Below are 15,920 nucleotides of genomic sequence, written 5' to 3'. Positions count from 1 at the left end.
GTCATGCTGAACCCATGAAGGGAGCCATCCATGGAACAGCCTATCACGGTCGGTGTCGATCTCGCCAAATCGGTCTTCCAGCTTCACGGCGTCGATGCCGAGGGCGCGGTCGTTCTCAGGCGACAGTTGCGGCGCAGCCAAGTGCTCGCGTTTTTCCAGAACCTGCCACCCTGCCTCGTCGGCATGGAAGCCTGCGCCGGGTCCCATCACTGGGCCCGCGCCCTTGGCCGGTTCGGGCATGATGTTCGCCTGATGCCACCGTCCTACGTCAAGCCGTATGTCCGGCGCGGCAAGACGGACCGGGCCGACGCGGTTGCGATCTGCGAGGCGGTCACACGTCCTTCGATGCGCTTCGTTCCGGTGAAAAGCGAGGAGACGCAGGCGCTGCTGCTCTGCCACAAAGCTCGCGAGTTCCTGGTCCGTCAGCTCACGCAGGTCACCAATGCCATCCGGGCCCATCTGGGCGAGTTCGGCATCGTCGTGGCCAAGGGCGTCCACAACATCGGCAGGCTGCTGGAGGCCGGAGACCGCGCCGATCTTCCGGCTTCTGCGCGACAACCGCTCCGCCTGCTGGCCGAGCAGTTCTTTCAGACCCAGGAGAAGATCGGCGAGCTGACCCGGGAGATCCGCCGGGAGGCTGAGGCCAGCGCGCCGGCCAAGAGACTACAGACCATCCCCGGCGTCGGCCTGATCACCGCAACCGCGCTGGTGGCGACCCTGCCGGATGTGATGGGCTTCCGGACCTCGCGCGATCTGTCTGCCTGGCTTGGCCTGACGCCAAAGCCGCATTCGAGCGGCGGCAAGGAACGGCTAGGACGCATTTCGAAGATGGGCAACCGCTACCTGCGCCGTCTGCTGTATCTCGGCGCCATGGGTGTCATCACCTCCCGCCGGCGCGGGCAGCCCGGCGAGGACTGGTTGTGGCGGATCCTACAGCGGAAGACCGCGAAGCAGGCCGCCATTGCCTTGGCCAACCGCATGGCCCGGATCGTCTGGGCGCTCTTGAGAAACGGAACGGAATACGAGGCCGCGCGCGCAGCCTGAGAGCTACGAGGCCTTTTGCCTCGGACGAAATGGTGAGGTGCAAGGTGGCATGATGGCCAACTGACGGACAGATCGCCGGGACACCCAGTTCGGACCGGAGCGCCATCGAGCGCGTGCCATTGATCGGGACCCAAGGCGAGACGCGGAGTTTCATCAGGGCGCGCAGCCTTCGAGCTGCAATCCCGACGCCGAATAAATGGCCGCAACCGACCAGTCGCCGGAACGCCATGAAAGCCCTTGCCACGCGGGAGCCATCCATAAATGGTCCGAGCGACAATGGCGACGCGTATTTCGCCAGGGATGCAAAGTGAGATACGCGTTCGTGGCCGAGCATCGCGGGCAGTTCTCCGTCCGGGCGATGTGCCGGTGCCTGAGCATCCAGCCAAGCGGCTTCTATGCGTGGCTGCAGGCGCCGTTAAGCAAGCGTGCCCAAGAAGACCGCCGCCAGACCGAGTTGCTGCAGGAGGCCTGGGTCGAAAGCGGCAAGGTCTATGGGCAGCGGAAGCTGCACGACGATCTTCTCGAGCAGGGCGAAAACGTCTGCCTGAACCGTGTTGCGCGCCTGACCAAGCTGGCTGGCATCAAGGCGCAGATCGGCTACAAGCGCCGCCCCAGCAAGTATGGCGGCAAGCCGTCGATCGTCGTCGACAACACCCTGAATCGACAGTTCGACGTGGAAGCTCCAGACCGGGTTTGGGTGACCGACATCACCTATATCCGGACGCAGGAAGGCTTCGCCTACCTGACCGTCGTCATCGATCTCTTTTCACGCCGCGTGGTCGGCTGGTCGATGCAGAACCGCCAAACGACCGACGTCGTCTTGCAAGCATTGCTGATGGCTGTCTGGCGCCGGAAGCCGAAGGCCAAAGTGCTGATCCACTCGGATCAAGGTAGCCAGTTCACCAGCATGGACTGAGCCGCTTTCCTGAAGGCCCACGATCTCGAGCACTCCATGAGCCGGCGAGGCAACTGCCATGACAATGCCGTCGCTGAGAGCTTCTTCAACCTGCTCAAGCGCGAACGGATCAGGCGCCGGAGCTATCGCACGCGCGAGGAAGCCCGACGGGATGTGTTCGACTACATCGAGATGTTCTACAACCCGAAGCGCAAGCACGCGCGAAACGGAATGCTGTCGCCCCTCGAGTTCGAGCGGCAGCAGAAACTGAGGCACGAAGGCGTCTAAGAAACGCGGGGCTATTCAAAAACGCGGGGCTATTCAACCTGCGCAAACAGGCCGAACACATGGATGCACCCGACTGGTGCGCATTGCCATTGAAATCCCTTGCACCGCAGAGGCCGTCCACACTTGGCTCAACGGCCAAATCATCGCACACCACGGTGGTGCAGAGGCCGTCCACAGCACCAGGTCAGGTCATGGAAGATGATTTGCCTGTCACGAAGCCCGTGCCGCGCTCCGTCCTCCCCTCGCGCTTGAAGGGACGCCATCGACAACCTTCCACCCATCCAAAACGTTTAGTGGGTCGCGTTTCAGAGGCGGACCTGTGGCAGCGCGTCGAAGGCGCTACGCAACGCGTCGCTCCAGCCATCCGAAATCGCGCGGTATTGCGGGTCGTCTGCCTCAATCCGCAGGGTCCTGCCGGTCTGCAGGCTGTCCGTTTCATAGATCTGCAGATCCAGCGGCAGGCCCACCGAAAGGTTGGCTTTGATGGTGGAATCGTAGCTCACCATCAGAAGCTTGGCCGCGGCCTCGAAGTTCATGGCGGGATCGAAGGCGCGCACCAGGATCGGGCGGCCATATTTGGTCTCGCCGCTCTGGAACCAGGGCATGTCGTCGCCCGCCTCGATGAAGTTGCCCTCGGGATAGATCAGGAACAGCCGCGGCGCGCTGCCGCGCACCTGCCCGCCCAGGATCAGCGTCGCGGCAAAGGTGCCCGCGTCGGCGCTCATCTGGCCGCTGCCGGCGCGCGCGATCTCCTGCTTGAGCAGGTCGCCGACCATCCGCGCCACCGCGAACATGGAGGGCTGCCCGAGGATGGACGGGCTGCGGTCGCCGGGCGATTTCAACCGCTCGTCGATCAGGCTGACTACCGCCTGGGTGGTCGCGAGGTTGCCCGCCGTGAGCAATGTCACCACGGAGTCGTCATCGGCCCAGCTGAACATCTTGCGACAGCTCGCGACGTTGTCGACGCCGGCATTGGTGCGGGTGTCGGACATGAAGACCAAGCCGCGATCGAGACGGAGGCCGACGCAATAGGTCATGACGGATCCAATCAGTCCTGGCGCACCTCGACCGCCACCGAGAGATCCTCACGCGCGGCACCGAGGCGAAAGCCATTTATCGGTGCGGCTTCGGCATAGTCCAGCCCCGTCGCGATCCGGACGTAACGTTCATCCGGCGAGATGCCGTTCGAGACGTCGAATCCGACCCAGCCGAGATCCGGGACGCAGGCCTCGGCCCAGGCATGGGTCGCCTCCTGCGCCACCCGGTCGTTCATCATCAAATAGCCGGACACATAGCGCGCCGGAATGCCCATCGCGCGGGCGCAGGCGATGAAGACATGCGCGTGGTCCTGGCAGACCCCGGCCCCAATCTCGAGCGCGTCCTCGGCGGTGGTGCCGACCTCGGAACTGCCGGTGCGATAGGTGACCGCCTCGGAGATGGCGGCAGAGAGCGCGTGCAGCCGGTCGAGCGGCGAAAGCTTCTCGTCGATGCCATGCGCCAACCTGCGGCAGCGCGCACCGCATTTCGTCAGCCTGGTCGGCCTTTCGAACAGCCACAACGGCATGAAGCCCGCATGCGGCCCGTGCACGCCGTGGCGGTTCTCGATTTCCAGCTCGCCCTTGGACAGGATCGCGATCTCGGTGGCGCCGGGCTCGACCGAGACCAGCTCCACCGTGTTGGCGTGGTGATCCTCGAAGCTCACCTCGCGCCGGCCGCCGGTGACGCTGGTGTGCCAGTTCAGCACCCTCTGACCGCCGGTGGATTTCGGCGTCAGCCGCAGCTGTTGCAGCGCGTATTCGACCGGCGCGTCGTAGCTGTAGACGGTGCGGTGGGAAATGCTCAGGCGCATCCCTTGGCTCCTCTCGGCATGTCGGCGATCGCGGGCATCAGCGGTAGAACCTGTAGTCGATCTCGATCTGGCTGCTGAGCGATGCGATGCATCCTTGGAAATCGACCAGGAACTCGTGCAGCCCGGACTGGAAGATCTCGTCGATCGGCTGCGCCAGCTTCTTGTCATTCATGTCGGCGACCACCTCGTGCGAATGCATCCGCGCGCCGTAATCCTCGGCGAGATAGTCGAGGTTCTCGCGCAGCTTGCGGGCGCAGAAGGCAAGGCTGCGCGGCATGGTGCGATCGTGGATCAGAAAGTCGGCAACCTCGCGCGGGCGCAGCTGCTGGCCAAAGCGCATGCGGTAGGCGCCGACGCCCGAGACCGAGCGCAGGATCGTCTCCCACTGAATGTCGTCGAGCCGCGAGCCCACCGCCGCGGCCGCGGGCAGCAGCACGAAATACTTCACGTCGAGGATCCGCGCCGTGCAGTCGGCGCGCTCGGTGAACATACCGAGCCGGCAGAAGTCGTAGACGTCGTTGCGCAGCATGGTGCCGTGGGTCGCGCCGCGGACGAAGGCGGCGCGCTGGCGCACCAGTCGCAGCACGTCCTGCAGTTCGCGGTCGCCGATCCGCCGCGCCATGGCCCCCTTCAGCGTGATGTAGGCCTCGTTCACCGCCTCCCAGACCTCGCGGGTCAGCGCGGTGCGCACCACCCGCGCGTTGTCGCGCGCGGTCGAAACCACCGACAGCACCGAGGAAGGGTTGTCGGCGTCGCGCAGCATCCAGTCGATCGCGTGGTCGCGGGTGACCTCGCCGTGCTTGGCGAGGTAGCCCTCATAGGTGCCGGCGGCCTGCAGCACGCTGGCCCATTCGTCGTCATCCGACGAGCGGGTCAGCGCGATGCGCTGGCCCACATCCACCATCCGCGCGGTGTTCTCCGAACGCTCGAGGTAGCGGAACATCCAGTAGAGCCCGCCCGCGGTCTTGCCCAGCGTCGTCATTCCTCGAGCACCCAGGTGTCCTTGGTGCCGCCGCCCTGGCTGGAATTGACCACCAAAGACCCCTTCTTCAGCGCCACCCGTGTCAGCCCGCCCGGGGTGATCGTCACCCCCTCGGGCGAAACCAGCACGAAGGGCCTCAGGTCGACATGGCGCGGCGCGAGACCGGCGCGGGTGAAGATCGGCACGGTCGAGAGCGACAGCGTCGGCTGGGCGATGTAATTGCCGGGCCGCGCCTTGAGCTTCTGGCGGAAGGCGGCGAGTTCCTTCTTGGAGGCGGTTGGCCCGATCAGCATGCCGTAGCCGCCCGAGCCGTGCACCTCCTTGACCACCAGCTCGGGCAGGTTGTCGAGAACGTAGGCCAGCGCCTCGCGCTCGGCGCAGCGCCATGTAGGAACGTTCTTCAGGATCGCCTTCTCGCCGGTATAGAACTCGACGATCTCGGGCATGTAGGAATAGATCGCCTTGTCGTCGGCGATGCCGGTGCCGGGGGCGTTGGCCAAGGTCAGCCCGCCGGCGCGGTAGACATCCATGATCCCGGGTACGCCGAGCGCGCTGTCGGGGTTGAAGTTGAGCGGGTCGATCCAGTCGTCGTCGACCCGGCGGTAGAGCACGTCGATCGGCTGGTAGCCCTGCGTCGTTCGCATGGCCACGCGCCCGTCCACCACGCGCAGGTCGTGGCCTTCGACGAGCTGCACCCCCATCTTGTCAGCGAGAAAGCTGTGCTCGTAATAGGCCGAGTTGTAGCTGCCCGGCGTCAGCACCGCGACCACCGGCTTGCCGTTGGCATGGGTCGGCGCCGAGGCGCAGAGCGAGCGGTGCAGCATCGCTGGGTAGGACGACACCTGCCGCACCCGGGTCTTCATGAAGAGCTCGGGGAACATGGCGAGCATGGTCTCGCGGTTCTCGAGCATGTAGCTCACGCCCGAGGGCGTGCGGGCATTGTCCTCGAGCACGTAGAACTCGTCCTCGCCGGTGCGCACGAGGTCGGTGCCCACGATGTGGGTATAGACGCCACCGGGCGGGTCGACGCCGATCATCTCGGGCAGGAAGGCGGCGTTGCGGGCGATCGCCTCGACAGGCACGCGGCCCGCGCGCAGGATCTCCTGCCGGTGGTAGATGTCGTGCAAAAAGGCGTTGATCGCCCGGACCCGCTGCTCGATGCCGCGTGAGAGCCGTTCCCATTCACGCCCGGCGATCACCCGCGGCACGATGTCGAAGGGGATCAGCCGCTCGCCCGCGGCCTTGTCGCCATAGACGTTGAAGGTGATGCCGGTCAGCCGGAACAGCGCCTCGGCCTCGCGCGCCTTGCGGCGCAGCCGCGCCGGGTCTTCTTGGTTGAACCAGCCGTCGATGTCGGCATATGGCGCGCGCGGGGTCTCGCCGTGGCCCCACATCTCGTCAAAGATCGCAGAATCGTTCATGCGGTTGACCCTACGACGGATATTCGCTCAGCCAAACACTTTACGAGACCGATCTTGGCTTGAGCTTACCCGCCAGACGGCATCGGACCCCACATCAAGAATGCTCGCCGAGCTGCAAACACAAGTGTCAGCGGACCCCATCGGTAGCATCGCGGCGCGTCCACAAGACGTCTTCGCTGTCACGGTTTGAACGCATGGAATCTAATGGTGCCCGGGGGCGGAATCGAACCACCGACACGAGGATTTTCAATCCACTGCTCTACCCCTGAGCTACCCGGGCACGGGGATGAAGGCGTCGCCCTCATCGGGTGTGGGCCTTCTAGGCGAGGCGCGGGGGGGTGTCCAGAGGATTTCGCAGGAAAAATCCAACCTGCCTCAATGCCGCCGGGGCACCCCCTTTTCGGCCGCCTTCGCGGCCGCTTCGCGCGCCTCTTCGGCATCGTCGGGGTCCTGCGACGGCACGGCATAGCCGCCGCCCAGCCAGCGCGCGAGATCGACATCGGCGCAGCGCTTGGAACAGAACGGGCGATAGGCCTGCACCGTCTCCTTGCCGCAGATCGGGCAGGCCATCACAGCCGCCCCAGAAGCCGCACAAGACCGGGGCGCTCGCGCTTGCGCTGCAGCTCGAACAGCCCCATCTGGCTCCAGCCGACGAGCGAGGTCTCGACCGGATCGTTGCGGAACGAGGCGCGCAGGGATTGCTCCAATTGCTTGCGATGCGCCTTGGACATCGGCGCGAAATCGACCACGACCTGCCCGCCCAGGCCCCGCAGGCGCAGCGCACGCGGCAGCGCGCGGGCGGCGGCGAGATTGGCCTTGAGCGCGGCGGCGGGCGTGGTGTCGCCGCCGGTGTTGACGTCGATGGCGACCAGCGCACGGGTGGGTTCGACAAAGATCGACCCTTCGCCGGTCGCGACGCGCGCGCTCTTGAGCGCTTCGACCTGGTCGAGCACGCCCTCGCGCTCGAAACCGCCGGGTTCGGTCACGACGTCATCGGCGCTCCAGTCGCGCCATGCCAGAAGATGCGGCCCGTCGCCTTCGGTCAACGCCTCGGGCTCCGTGCCATCGGCATCCTCGTGCACCGCCTCGGCCAGCGCCCGCATCGCGGCGATGTCCTCGACGATGTCGTCCTCGGAGGCGCCCTCGCAGACCGAGCGCAGGATCAGGCCGAATCCCTCGGGCGCGCCCTCCATGCCCTCCTCGGCGAGAATGCGCAGGCGGGCGCGCTCCTCTTCCTCGGCGATGCGGCGTGACACGTTGAGCCCCGGCGCGCCCGGCGTGACGATGGCGTAGCGGCTCTTGAACAGCACCCGGTCGGTCAGCGGCACGGCCTTGCCGTCCTCGGCGATGCCGGTGACCTGCGTCAGCAGCGGCTGTCCGGGGCGCAGCCCCTTGCCCTGACGCAAGAACCCGGTACCGCCTTCGGGCAGGCGCACCATCATGCCGCCCTGCCCCTTCAGGGGCCGGTCGCAGATCGCGCGGTAGATCGCGCCAGGACGCGGCGCGTCACCCTCCTCGATCAGCAGGTCATCGAGCTGTCCGTCGACCATGAGCGCGGCGGCCTCGCGGTGGCCGATGTGGTCGAGGACGATGCGGCGTCCCTTCATTGCATTTCTCCATGCACGGGATATCCGGCCGCCGTCAGCAGCCCGGCGGTCTCCGACAAAGGCAGGCCGACGACACCGGTGAACGAGCCGTTGATCCATGGGATGAAAGCCCCGGCAGGCCCCTGGATGGCGTATCCCCCGGCCTTGCCCTGCCAATCGCCTGTGGCGAGATAGGCGTTGACCTCGGGGTTCGACAGCCGCTTCATCCTGACCGCCGTTTCGACCTCGCGGGCCCAGATCCGGTCGCCCCGCCGCACCGCGACGGCGGTGATGACGGTGTGACGCCGCCCCGACAGCAGATGCAGGAACCGCGCGGCCTCGGCGGCGTCCACGGGCTTGCCCATGATGCGGCGCCCAAGCGCGACAGTGGTGTCGGCGCAAAGCAGCACCTCGCCCTCGTCCAGCGGCACGGCGCGCGCCTTCTGGTCGGCGATGCGGCGCGCATAGGCGCGCGGCAGCTCTCCGCGGGCGGGCGTCTCGTCGATGTCGGGGGGGCGGGTGTCGGAGGGCACGAGGCCGATCTGCGCCAACAGGTCGCGGCGGCGCGGCGAGGCCGAGCCGAGGATCAGCCTCAGCCCGGTCTCGGGCGGCAGCGCGCTCATCGCTGGAATCAGCGGAAGCGGTAGTTGATCCGACCCTTGGTCAGATCATAGGGCGTCATCTCGACCTGCACCTTGTCGCCGGCGAGGACGCGGATCCGGTTCTTGCGAAGTTTGCCCGCCGTGTGCGCGATGATCTCATGGCCGTTTTCCAGCTCGACCCTGAACGTCGCATTCGGCAGGAGTTCCTTCACGACACCGGGAAATTCGAGCAGTTCTTCCTTGGCCATGGTCTCTCCGTCCAGTGGTACCCGCGAAACTCGCGGGCCATGCGGAGTAGATGCGCTTTCAGGCCCCGAGTTTCAAGTGCAAACAAGCCGCGATCCGGCCTTGGCCGTGCGGCTTTGGCCCGATCTTCTCGCGGGATGGCGGCGGGCGCAATCAAAATTTCGTGCCGAAGCAGGGGAACGACCCGGCGGGCACGCCGTTGTGTGGCCAAAGCGAAGCACAACCACGGGAGACATTCCATGACCATGCGGATGAAACAGCTGCTGCTTTCCACGGCGCTGACCCTGCCGCTGGCAGCGGGCGCCCAGGCGCAGACGACCGATGCCACCTGCTCCGACCTCGAACTGCTGCTCACCGAGCAGATGGCCGACGGCGTGCCCGCCGAGGCCGGCATGAACGCCGACGAGATCAACACCCTGGTCGCAGCCGAAAACGACGCGGAATGCGCCGTCGTCTTCGTCGAGCTGGAAAAGCTCGTCGCGGTGGACGGCGAAACCGCCGAAGCCGATGCCGAGGCAGAGGCCGAGCTGGCGGAGACCGAGACCGCGACCGTGCGGCTCGAGGACGAGGTGGTGATCGAGGGCATGGTGTTCCTCGAGCAGGAAAAGCCGACGGTCGCCGTCGAAAGCGGCCAGACCGACGTGATGGTTTCCAACGCGCAGCCTGACGTGACCGTGAACGAAGGCCAGGCCGAGATCGTGATCCGTCAGGCCCCGGCGACCATTTCCATGGACATGCCGCAGCCGACGATCCGCATCGAGCAACCGGCGCCCGAGATCATCATCACCATGCCCGAGCCGGGCGTCGACGTGGCCAACACCCAGCCGCAGGTCGAAGTGCGCCAGGCCGATCCGATCGTGTCGGTGACCCAGTCGCGTCCCAAGGTGGATCTTGAGCTGCAGCGGGCGCCCGAAGGCTCCGAGGGCGGCGTGCAGGTGACCGACCGCGCCACCGGCGAAACCTATGCCACCGGCGAAGCGGTGGGCGAGCCGCGCACCGTCGAAGACGCCGAGGTGCAGCTCACCACGGTCGAACCGACCGTGACCTACGAAGAGACCCGCGACGGCCAGAACGCCAATGTCTCGGTCCAGCGCGCCCAGCCGAACATCCGTTTTGAGAGCGCCGAGCCGGTGATCGAGTTCACCCAGGCCGGTGAGCCGCAGATCGAAATGGTGCAGACCGGCGAGCCGGTGGTGACCTTCAACGAGGCGGGCGAAGGCGAAGCCGCCCCGGCGATGGACAACACCGAAGCCGAAGCCGAGATGGAAAGCGAAGCCGCCATCGACACCGACGAGGCGATGGAAGCCGAGATCGAATCCGAGATGGCCGAGGGTGAAGCCGCCGTCGAGGGCGCCGTCGAAGAGGTCGAATCCGAGATGGCCGAAGCCGAGGCCGAGATCGAAGGCGAAGTCGCCGAAGCCGAGGTCGCGACCGAGAACGCCGTCGAAGAGGCCGAAGCCGAGATCGAGAACGTCGAGGCCGAAACCGCCGAGATGGCCGACGAAGCCATGATCGAAAGCGCCGGCCCGACCGTCGAGCGTGAAGGCTTCGCGATGATCCCGGCCAACGAGATCGCCCTGACCGACATCGAGGGTTCGACCGTCTATGGCATCAATGACGAGCGGATCGGCGACATCGGCGAGATCATGGTCGACGACAACGGCCAGATCCAGGAAGTGATCGTCGAAGTCGGCGGCTTCCTCGGCATCGGCGAAAAGCCGGTCGCGATCCCCTTCGACCAGATGAGCGTTCTGCGCTCGGACGCCGGTGAAGTGCGCGTCTTCATCGAAGCTACCGAGGAAGAGCTCGAATCGATGCAGGAAGTCGAGCAGTAAGCTCCGTCCCGACCTGAACGAGAAGGCCGCCCCTCGGGGCGGCCTTTTTCGTCTGCGCCGTGCCCGAAGCACCTGCGAACGAACCGCAGGTTCAGCCGCGCGGCGGGCCCCAACGGCCGATCAGCCGCTCGATGATCATGTCGCGGGTCTGGCGGTAGCTGCGCAGCCGGTCCTCGCGCCCCTCCCCCAGCCCGGTCGGATCGAGCACCGGCCAGTACTCCACATCGAGGTGATAGACGCTCGTCAGGTCGAGCGCGCGGCGCTGGCTGGCGGGCGACAGCGCCAGCACCAGGTCGAAGGAGGACAGATCATCCCCCCAGTCATGCATCTCGTCGAAGCTGCGCGAACGGTGCCGGTGCAGCTCCACGCCGATTTCCGCGCAGACCGCGATGGCGAAGCCGTCGATCTCGAGATCGTTCTTCACGCCGACCGACTGGATGTAGCAGTCGGTGCCGTAGAACTTCTTCATGATCCCCTCGGCCATGGGCGAGCGGACGGCGTTGTGGTCGCAGCAGAACAGGACCGATTGCGGGAGCGGCTGCGATGTTGCGGCCAGCTCCATCTCAGGCCCCGAAATGCAGCACGCAGATGAGGGTGAAGAGCCGCCGGGCGGTGTCGACATCGACCTCGGCCTTGCCTTCGAGCCGCTCCTGCAGCACCCGCGCGCCTTCGTTGTGGATGCCGCGCCGCGCCATGTCGATGGTTTCGATCTGGCTCGGCGGCATGGTCTTGACCGCGTCGTAATAACTTTCGCAGATCTGGAAATAATCCTTCACCACCTGCCGGAACGGCCCGAGCGACAGATGGAACTCCGCCGCCGGTTCGCCCGTGGTGCTCGCCACGTCGAAGACCAGCCGCTTTTCGCGGATCGCGAGACCGAGGTGATAGGGCCCCGCCTCGCGCCCCGGCAGGCAGAAGCTGTTGTCCTCCAGCAGATCGAACACGGCGACCCGGCGCTCCTGCTCGATCTCGGGCGTCGGCGCGGGCTGGCCCGCATCGTCGAGCCGGATCTCGGCGATGCGGGTCACGGCTCGCCCCGGTTCAGCTTTTCGAGCCGCGCCGTCAGCGACAGCCCGTGCGCCTCGAGGCTCTCGGCCCGGGCCAGCCGCGCGCCCGCCGGGCCGATCGCGGCCAGCGAGGCGGGGGTCATCTTGGCGAGAGTGGTGCGTTTCACGAAATCCATCACCGACAGCCCAGAGGAGAACCGCGCCGAACGTGCCGTGGGCAGGACGTGGTTCGGTCCCGAAATGTAGTCGCCGATCGCCTCCGGCGTCCAGTGCCCGAGGAAAATGGCGCCCGCATGGGTGATCTTGGCAGAGAGCGCCTCGGGATCGGCCACGCACAGCTCGAGATGCTCGGGCGCGATCCGGTCGGCCAGCCGGGCGGCTTCGTCCATGTCGCGCACCGTGACGATGGCGCCGAAATCGCGCCAGCTCGCCCCGGCGATGGCGCGCCGTTCCAGCGTCTGCAGCCGCGCCTCGACGGCGGCGGCGACCCTCTCGCCAAAGGCGGCATCGTCGGTGATCAGGATCGACTGCGCGCTTTCGTCATGCTCGGCCTGGCTCATCAGGTCGAGCGCGATCCAGTCGGGATCGTTGTCGGCATCCGCGATCACGAGAATTTCCGACGGCCCGGCGATCATGTCGATCCCGACCCGACCGAAGACCCGGCGCTTGGCCGCGGCGACGAAGGCGTTGCCCGGCCCGGTGATCTTGTCCACCGGCGCGATGGTCTCGGTGCCATAGGCCAGCGCCGCGATCGCCTGTGCGCCGCCCACGCGGTAGATCTCGTCCACACCCGCGATGCGGCAGGCCATCAGCACCAGCGGGTTGGCGATCCCGTCCGGCGTCGGCACCACCACGGCGAGCCGCTCGACCCCGGCGACCTTGGCGGGGACCGCGTTCATCAGCACCGACGAGGGATAGGAGGCGAGCCCGCCGGGCACGTAGAGCCCCGCCGCCGAGACCGGTGTCCAGCGCCAGCCGAGCATCGCGCCGGTCTCGTCGGTCCAGCTCTCGTCTCGGGGCAGCTGGCGCGCGTGGTAGGCGCGGATGCGCGCGGCGGCCAGCTCCAGCGCGGCGCGGTCCTCTTCCGAGACCTTGGCGCATTCGGCCTCGATCTCCTCGGGCGAAAAACGCAGCCGCTCGGGCGGCAGTTGCAGCCGGTCGAAGCGCGCGGTGTAATCGGCCAGCGCGAGATCGCCGCGCGCGCGCACATCGGCGATGATCGCGGCCACGGTGTCGTCCACGTCGGGGCTGTCCTCGCGCTTCATGGTCAAAAGCGCGGAAAAGCGGGCCTCGAAATCGGACTCGGTGCTGGACAGGCGGTGCGGCATGGCGGTCTCCTTCGGCTCATGGGCATAGCCCTGCCCGCCCCCCTGCTCAACCGTCCAGTTGCCGCACGTAGAACAGGTCATCCATGAAACGCCCCGCCACCCGCGCCGCGCGCGGCGACACGCCATGACGCACGAAGCCTTCGCGTTCATAGAAACGGATGGCGCGCGGGTTGTCGGCGGCGACGTAGAGTTCGGCCTGCAGGAAACCCGCCTGCGTGGCCTTCGCGATCGCGGCGCGCATCAGCCGCGCGGCGGTGCCGGTGCCGTGGTGATCGGGGCTGACATAGAACGCGGTGAGCGCGACGCGGTGCGCCACCGCGGCCTGTTGCCCGACCGGATCGAGCCCGGCGGTCCCGACCAGCCGATCCGCATCGAACGCCCCCAGAAGCAGCCGCTGCTCCAGCCTCTGCGCGACCTCGGCATCGCTCTGACGCAGCTCCTCTTCGAGCGTGGTCAGATAGGCCTCGGGAAACAGCCCGAGCCCCTCGGCCCGGATCGCGCGCCAGGCGGCGAGATCATCGGGACCGAGCGGGCGGATCGTCATTCGGGGTGCTTCGGCGCCTTGCCCGACGGCGCACCGTAAGGCCGCGTCACGTCGCGCAGGATCACTTCCAGCGCCTCGATCTCGATCTCGATCTCGCCATCCCCGGCAAGAATGAGCCGCAGCGTCCCGGCCCCGTCCTCGCCGGGCGAAAAGACCATCGCGAGGACCGACAACACGGTGTCACGCTCGCGCGGATCGAGCCCCTGGCTGCGCACCGCCATCACGTTCTCGATGCACAGCACCGCCTGCACGCGTTCGGCTTCGCGCGTGGTGGCAGGGTCTTCCCAGCGAAAGCGGTTGAGCAGCATCGCGAAACGCCGGTCGCTTTTCTTCCAGGTCATCTCGGAGGCGGGCAGGACCGAATCCTGCACCAGCGCCGAGATCACCTGCACGTCGTCACCATCGAGCGCCTTGAGCCGCAGCGGGCGCTGCACGCCCTCCTCGAATGTCGCGTCGCGCGTCTCGCTCATGCCGTCACCCTCTCGATCTTTGCGCCGACCGCGCCGAGCTTGTCCTCGACATGCTCGTAACCGCGGTCGAGATGATAGACCCGGTTCACCACCGTCTCGCCCTCGGCCGCGAGACCGGCGAGGATCAGCGACACGGAAGCCCGCAGGTCGGTCGCCATCACCTGCGCGCCCTTGAGCTTGTCGACGCCGGTGACCGTGGCATGGCCGCCCTGCACCTCGATCCGCGCCCCCATGCGCACCAGCTCGGGCGCGTGCATGAAGCGATTCTCGAAGATCTTCTCCTCCAGCCGCGAGGTGCCCTGCGCGGTGCACAGCATCGCCATCATCTGCGCCTGAAGATCGGTGGGAAAGCCGGGGAACGGCTCGGTCGTCACGTCGATGGCGCGCGGCCGCTCGCCGCGCAGCTTGACCTTCAGACCGGCCTCGGTCTCGCTCACGTCGATGCCCGCCGCATCCAGCTTTTCGACGAAGGCGCCGACCAGCTCCAGCTTGCCGCCCAGGCACTCCACCTCGCCGCCGGTGAAGGCGGGGGCGAGCATGTAGGTGCCAAGCTCGATCCGGTCGGTGACGACGCGGTGCGTCGCCGCCCCGAGCCGGTCCACGCCTTGCACCTCGATGGTCGATGTCCCCTCGCCCTCGATCTGCGCGCCCATCGCCCGCAGGCAGCGGGCGAGATCGACGATCTCGGGCTCGCGCGCGGCGTTCTCGATCACCGTGCTGCCCTTGGCCAGCGTCGCGGCCATCAGCACGTTCTCGGTCGCGCCCACCGAGGCAAAGCGCAGCGCCACGCGTCCGCCCCTGAGCCCGCCGCGCGCCACCGCGTGCAGGTAGCCGTCGCGCAGCTCGATCTCGGCGCCCAGCGCGGTCAGCGCCTCGATATGGATGTCCATGGGGCGCGCGCCGATGGCGCAGCCGCCGGGCAGCGACACCTCCGCCTCGTGGGCGCGCGCCAGCAGCGGGCCGAGCACGAGGTTGGAGGCGCGCATCTTGCGGACGATCTCGTAATCGGCGCGGGTCGAGGCGAGGTCATGGGTCGACATGGCGATCACCTTGCCGCCCTGCATCGACGAGACCTCGGCCCCGAGCGATTCCAGAAGCTGCGTCATGGTGCGGATGTCCGACAGCCGCGGCGCGTTGGTGAGCGTCAGCGGCTCCTCCGACAGCAGCGTGGCCGGCATCAGCGCGAGGCAGGCGTTCTTGGCGCCCGCGATCGGAATCTGTCCGCGCAGCTCGGCGCCGCCACGTACGATGATCGAATCCATGCCTGCTACTCTTTCTCTTGTTCGTCGTCGGGCCGCGGGTCGGCGGCGCGCGCCTGCGCCTGCGCCTGCGCCTTGCGGCGGGCGATGTTGGCCTTGAGAGCGGCCTTGAGCCGGTCGTTGCGATCGGCCGCGCGGGGCGGCTCCTGACGGGGTGTTTTCATGAGGTTCGCAGATAGCGTCCTCCCCCCGATCCGTCCAGTTCCTTGCCCGGCCCGCGCCCCGGACACGCGTCTTCGCACCGAGATTGCCCGCCGCAGCGTCAACCTCGGCAAAAAGCTCTTGCGCTCGCCGCCATGGCAGGTAAAAGCCCGCCCAGACGAGATGCTGCAGTAGCTCAGTGGTAGAGCACACCCTTGGTAAGGGTGAGGTCGAGAGTTCAATCCTCTCCTGCAGCACCATCTTACCCCTTTCAATCACCGCAAACCGCAGGGATCCGGCCTTGCATGACCGCTTTCGCGGGATGACGCGCGCCGACCTGCTGTTCGGGCGCGCGGCGCTTGCGGTGGCGCGCCGCACCGTGCGGCCGGACCGCGCATGGCCGATGCCGTGCACCGGCCATGC

17 protein-coding genes, 2 tRNA genes and 1 pseudogene are annotated in these 15,920 nt (G+C 67.1%); 4 read left to right on the top strand and 16 right to left on the bottom strand.

Going from position 1 to position 15,920, the window contains the following annotated elements; all coding sequences use genetic code 11:
- The first annotated feature begins 30 nt into the window (after positions 1 to 30).
- A complete protein-coding gene (locus tag LOKHON_RS12230) occupies positions 31 to 1,044 on the top strand; it encodes an IS110 family RNA-guided transposase (protein ID WP_017929732.1) in 1,014 nt (337 codons plus the stop codon).
- A 280-nt stretch (positions 1,045 to 1,324) separates the two neighbouring features.
- A pseudogene (locus LOKHON_RS12225) lies at positions 1,325 to 2,227 on the top strand (IS3 family transposase); the annotation flags it as partial.
- 305 nt (positions 2,228 to 2,532) lie between these two features.
- On the opposite strand, the gene LOKHON_RS12220 reads toward LOKHON_RS12225, so the two are convergent.
- The 9 genes from LOKHON_RS12220 to infA form a co-directional block, all read right to left on the bottom strand.
- Positions 2,533 to 3,264 (bottom strand): proteasome-type protease, encoded by a 732-nt coding sequence (locus tag LOKHON_RS12220; protein ID WP_017929731.1) that lies wholly within the window; start codon positions 3,262 to 3,264, stop codon positions 2,533 to 2,535.
- 11 nt (positions 3,265 to 3,275) lie between these two features.
- Positions 3,276 to 4,076 (bottom strand): transglutaminase family protein, encoded by an 801-nt coding sequence (locus tag LOKHON_RS12215; RefSeq protein WP_017929730.1) that lies wholly within the window; start codon positions 4,074 to 4,076, stop codon positions 3,276 to 3,278.
- Between the two features lie 37 nt (positions 4,077 to 4,113).
- Positions 4,114 to 5,058, bottom strand: coding sequence for an alpha-E domain-containing protein (locus tag LOKHON_RS12210; protein WP_017929729.1), 945 nt, complete (start codon positions 5,056 to 5,058; stop codon positions 4,114 to 4,116).
- Entirely contained in the window at positions 5,055 to 6,479 is a 1,425-nt protein-coding gene (locus LOKHON_RS12205; protein ID WP_017929728.1) for a circularly permuted type 2 ATP-grasp protein, read from the bottom strand. The genes LOKHON_RS12210 and LOKHON_RS12205 overlap by 4 nt, the downstream gene beginning before the upstream one ends.
- A gap of 205 nt (positions 6,480 to 6,684) precedes the next feature.
- A tRNA-Phe gene (locus LOKHON_RS12200) sits at positions 6,685 to 6,759 on the bottom strand.
- Positions 6,760 to 6,854: 95 nt separating this feature from the next.
- Entirely contained in the window at positions 6,855 to 7,049 is a 195-nt protein-coding gene (locus LOKHON_RS12195) for a DNA gyrase inhibitor YacG (protein WP_017929727.1), read from the bottom strand.
- Entirely contained in the window at positions 7,049 to 8,086 is a 1,038-nt protein-coding gene (locus LOKHON_RS12190) for a ribonuclease E/G (protein WP_017929726.1), read from the bottom strand. The genes LOKHON_RS12195 and LOKHON_RS12190 overlap by 1 nt, the downstream gene beginning before the upstream one ends.
- Entirely contained in the window at positions 8,083 to 8,688 is a 606-nt protein-coding gene (locus LOKHON_RS12185) for a Maf family protein (protein WP_017929725.1), read from the bottom strand. The genes LOKHON_RS12190 and LOKHON_RS12185 overlap by 4 nt, the downstream gene beginning before the upstream one ends.
- An 8-nt stretch (positions 8,689 to 8,696) precedes the next feature.
- On the bottom strand, positions 8,697 to 8,915 hold the full coding sequence (gene infA / locus LOKHON_RS12180; protein WP_013384801.1) for a translation initiation factor IF-1: 219 nt from the start codon (positions 8,913 to 8,915) through the stop codon (positions 8,697 to 8,699).
- Positions 8,916 to 9,152: 237 nt separating this feature from the next.
- On the opposite strand from infA, the gene LOKHON_RS16205 reads away from it, so the two are divergent.
- Positions 9,153 to 10,748, top strand: coding sequence for a PRC-barrel domain-containing protein (locus tag LOKHON_RS16205; RefSeq protein ID WP_017929724.1), 1,596 nt, complete (start codon positions 9,153 to 9,155; stop codon positions 10,746 to 10,748).
- A gap of 91 nt (positions 10,749 to 10,839) precedes the next feature.
- Here LOKHON_RS16205 and LOKHON_RS12170 read toward each other — a convergent pair whose 3' ends face one another.
- Genes LOKHON_RS12170 through LOKHON_RS16305 form a run of 7 tightly spaced genes read right to left on the bottom strand, consistent with a single transcriptional unit; the run spans position 10,840 to position 15,520 of the window.
- Entirely contained in the window at positions 10,840 to 11,310 is a 471-nt protein-coding gene (locus tag LOKHON_RS12170) for an arsenate-mycothiol transferase ArsC (RefSeq protein ID WP_017929723.1), read from the bottom strand.
- A 1-nt stretch (position 11,311) separates the two neighbouring features.
- Entirely contained in the window at positions 11,312 to 11,776 is a 465-nt protein-coding gene (locus LOKHON_RS12165; protein ID WP_017929722.1) for a UPF0262 family protein, read from the bottom strand.
- Entirely contained in the window at positions 11,773 to 13,083 is a 1,311-nt protein-coding gene (gene hisD, locus LOKHON_RS12160; RefSeq protein ID WP_017929721.1) for a histidinol dehydrogenase, read from the bottom strand. The genes LOKHON_RS12165 and hisD overlap by 4 nt, the downstream gene beginning before the upstream one ends.
- 46 nt (positions 13,084 to 13,129) lie before the next feature.
- On the bottom strand, positions 13,130 to 13,627 hold the full coding sequence (locus LOKHON_RS12155) for a GNAT family N-acetyltransferase (RefSeq protein ID WP_017929720.1): 498 nt from the start codon (positions 13,625 to 13,627) through the stop codon (positions 13,130 to 13,132).
- Positions 13,624 to 14,097 (bottom strand): DUF2948 family protein, encoded by a 474-nt coding sequence (locus LOKHON_RS12150; RefSeq protein WP_017929719.1) that lies wholly within the window; start codon positions 14,095 to 14,097, stop codon positions 13,624 to 13,626. The genes LOKHON_RS12155 and LOKHON_RS12150 overlap by 4 nt, the downstream gene beginning before the upstream one ends.
- Positions 14,094 to 15,359 (bottom strand): UDP-N-acetylglucosamine 1-carboxyvinyltransferase, encoded by a 1,266-nt coding sequence (gene murA / locus LOKHON_RS12145; RefSeq protein ID WP_017929718.1) that lies wholly within the window; start codon positions 15,357 to 15,359, stop codon positions 14,094 to 14,096. Before murA ends, LOKHON_RS12150 begins: the two co-directional genes overlap by 4 nt.
- A 5-nt stretch (positions 15,360 to 15,364) precedes the next feature.
- Positions 15,365 to 15,520 carry a hypothetical protein gene (locus LOKHON_RS16305; protein WP_017929717.1) on the bottom strand — a complete coding sequence of 52 codons (156 nt, stop codon included), beginning with the start codon at positions 15,518 to 15,520 and terminating at the stop codon, positions 15,365 to 15,367.
- Between the two features lie 162 nt (positions 15,521 to 15,682).
- Between LOKHON_RS16305 and LOKHON_RS12140 the strand changes: the two genes are divergently transcribed.
- Positions 15,683 to 15,757 (top strand) — tRNA-Thr (locus LOKHON_RS12140).
- The last annotated feature ends 163 nt before the right edge of the window (positions 15,758 to 15,920 follow it).

The sequence above is a fragment of the Limimaricola hongkongensis DSM 17492 genome (assembly GCF_000600975.2).
Taxonomy (GTDB): domain Bacteria; phylum Pseudomonadota; class Alphaproteobacteria; order Rhodobacterales; family Rhodobacteraceae; genus Limimaricola; species Limimaricola hongkongensis.
The sequence above is the reverse complement of the archived record's forward strand: the minus strand, read 5'-3'. Positions and strand labels throughout refer to the sequence as shown.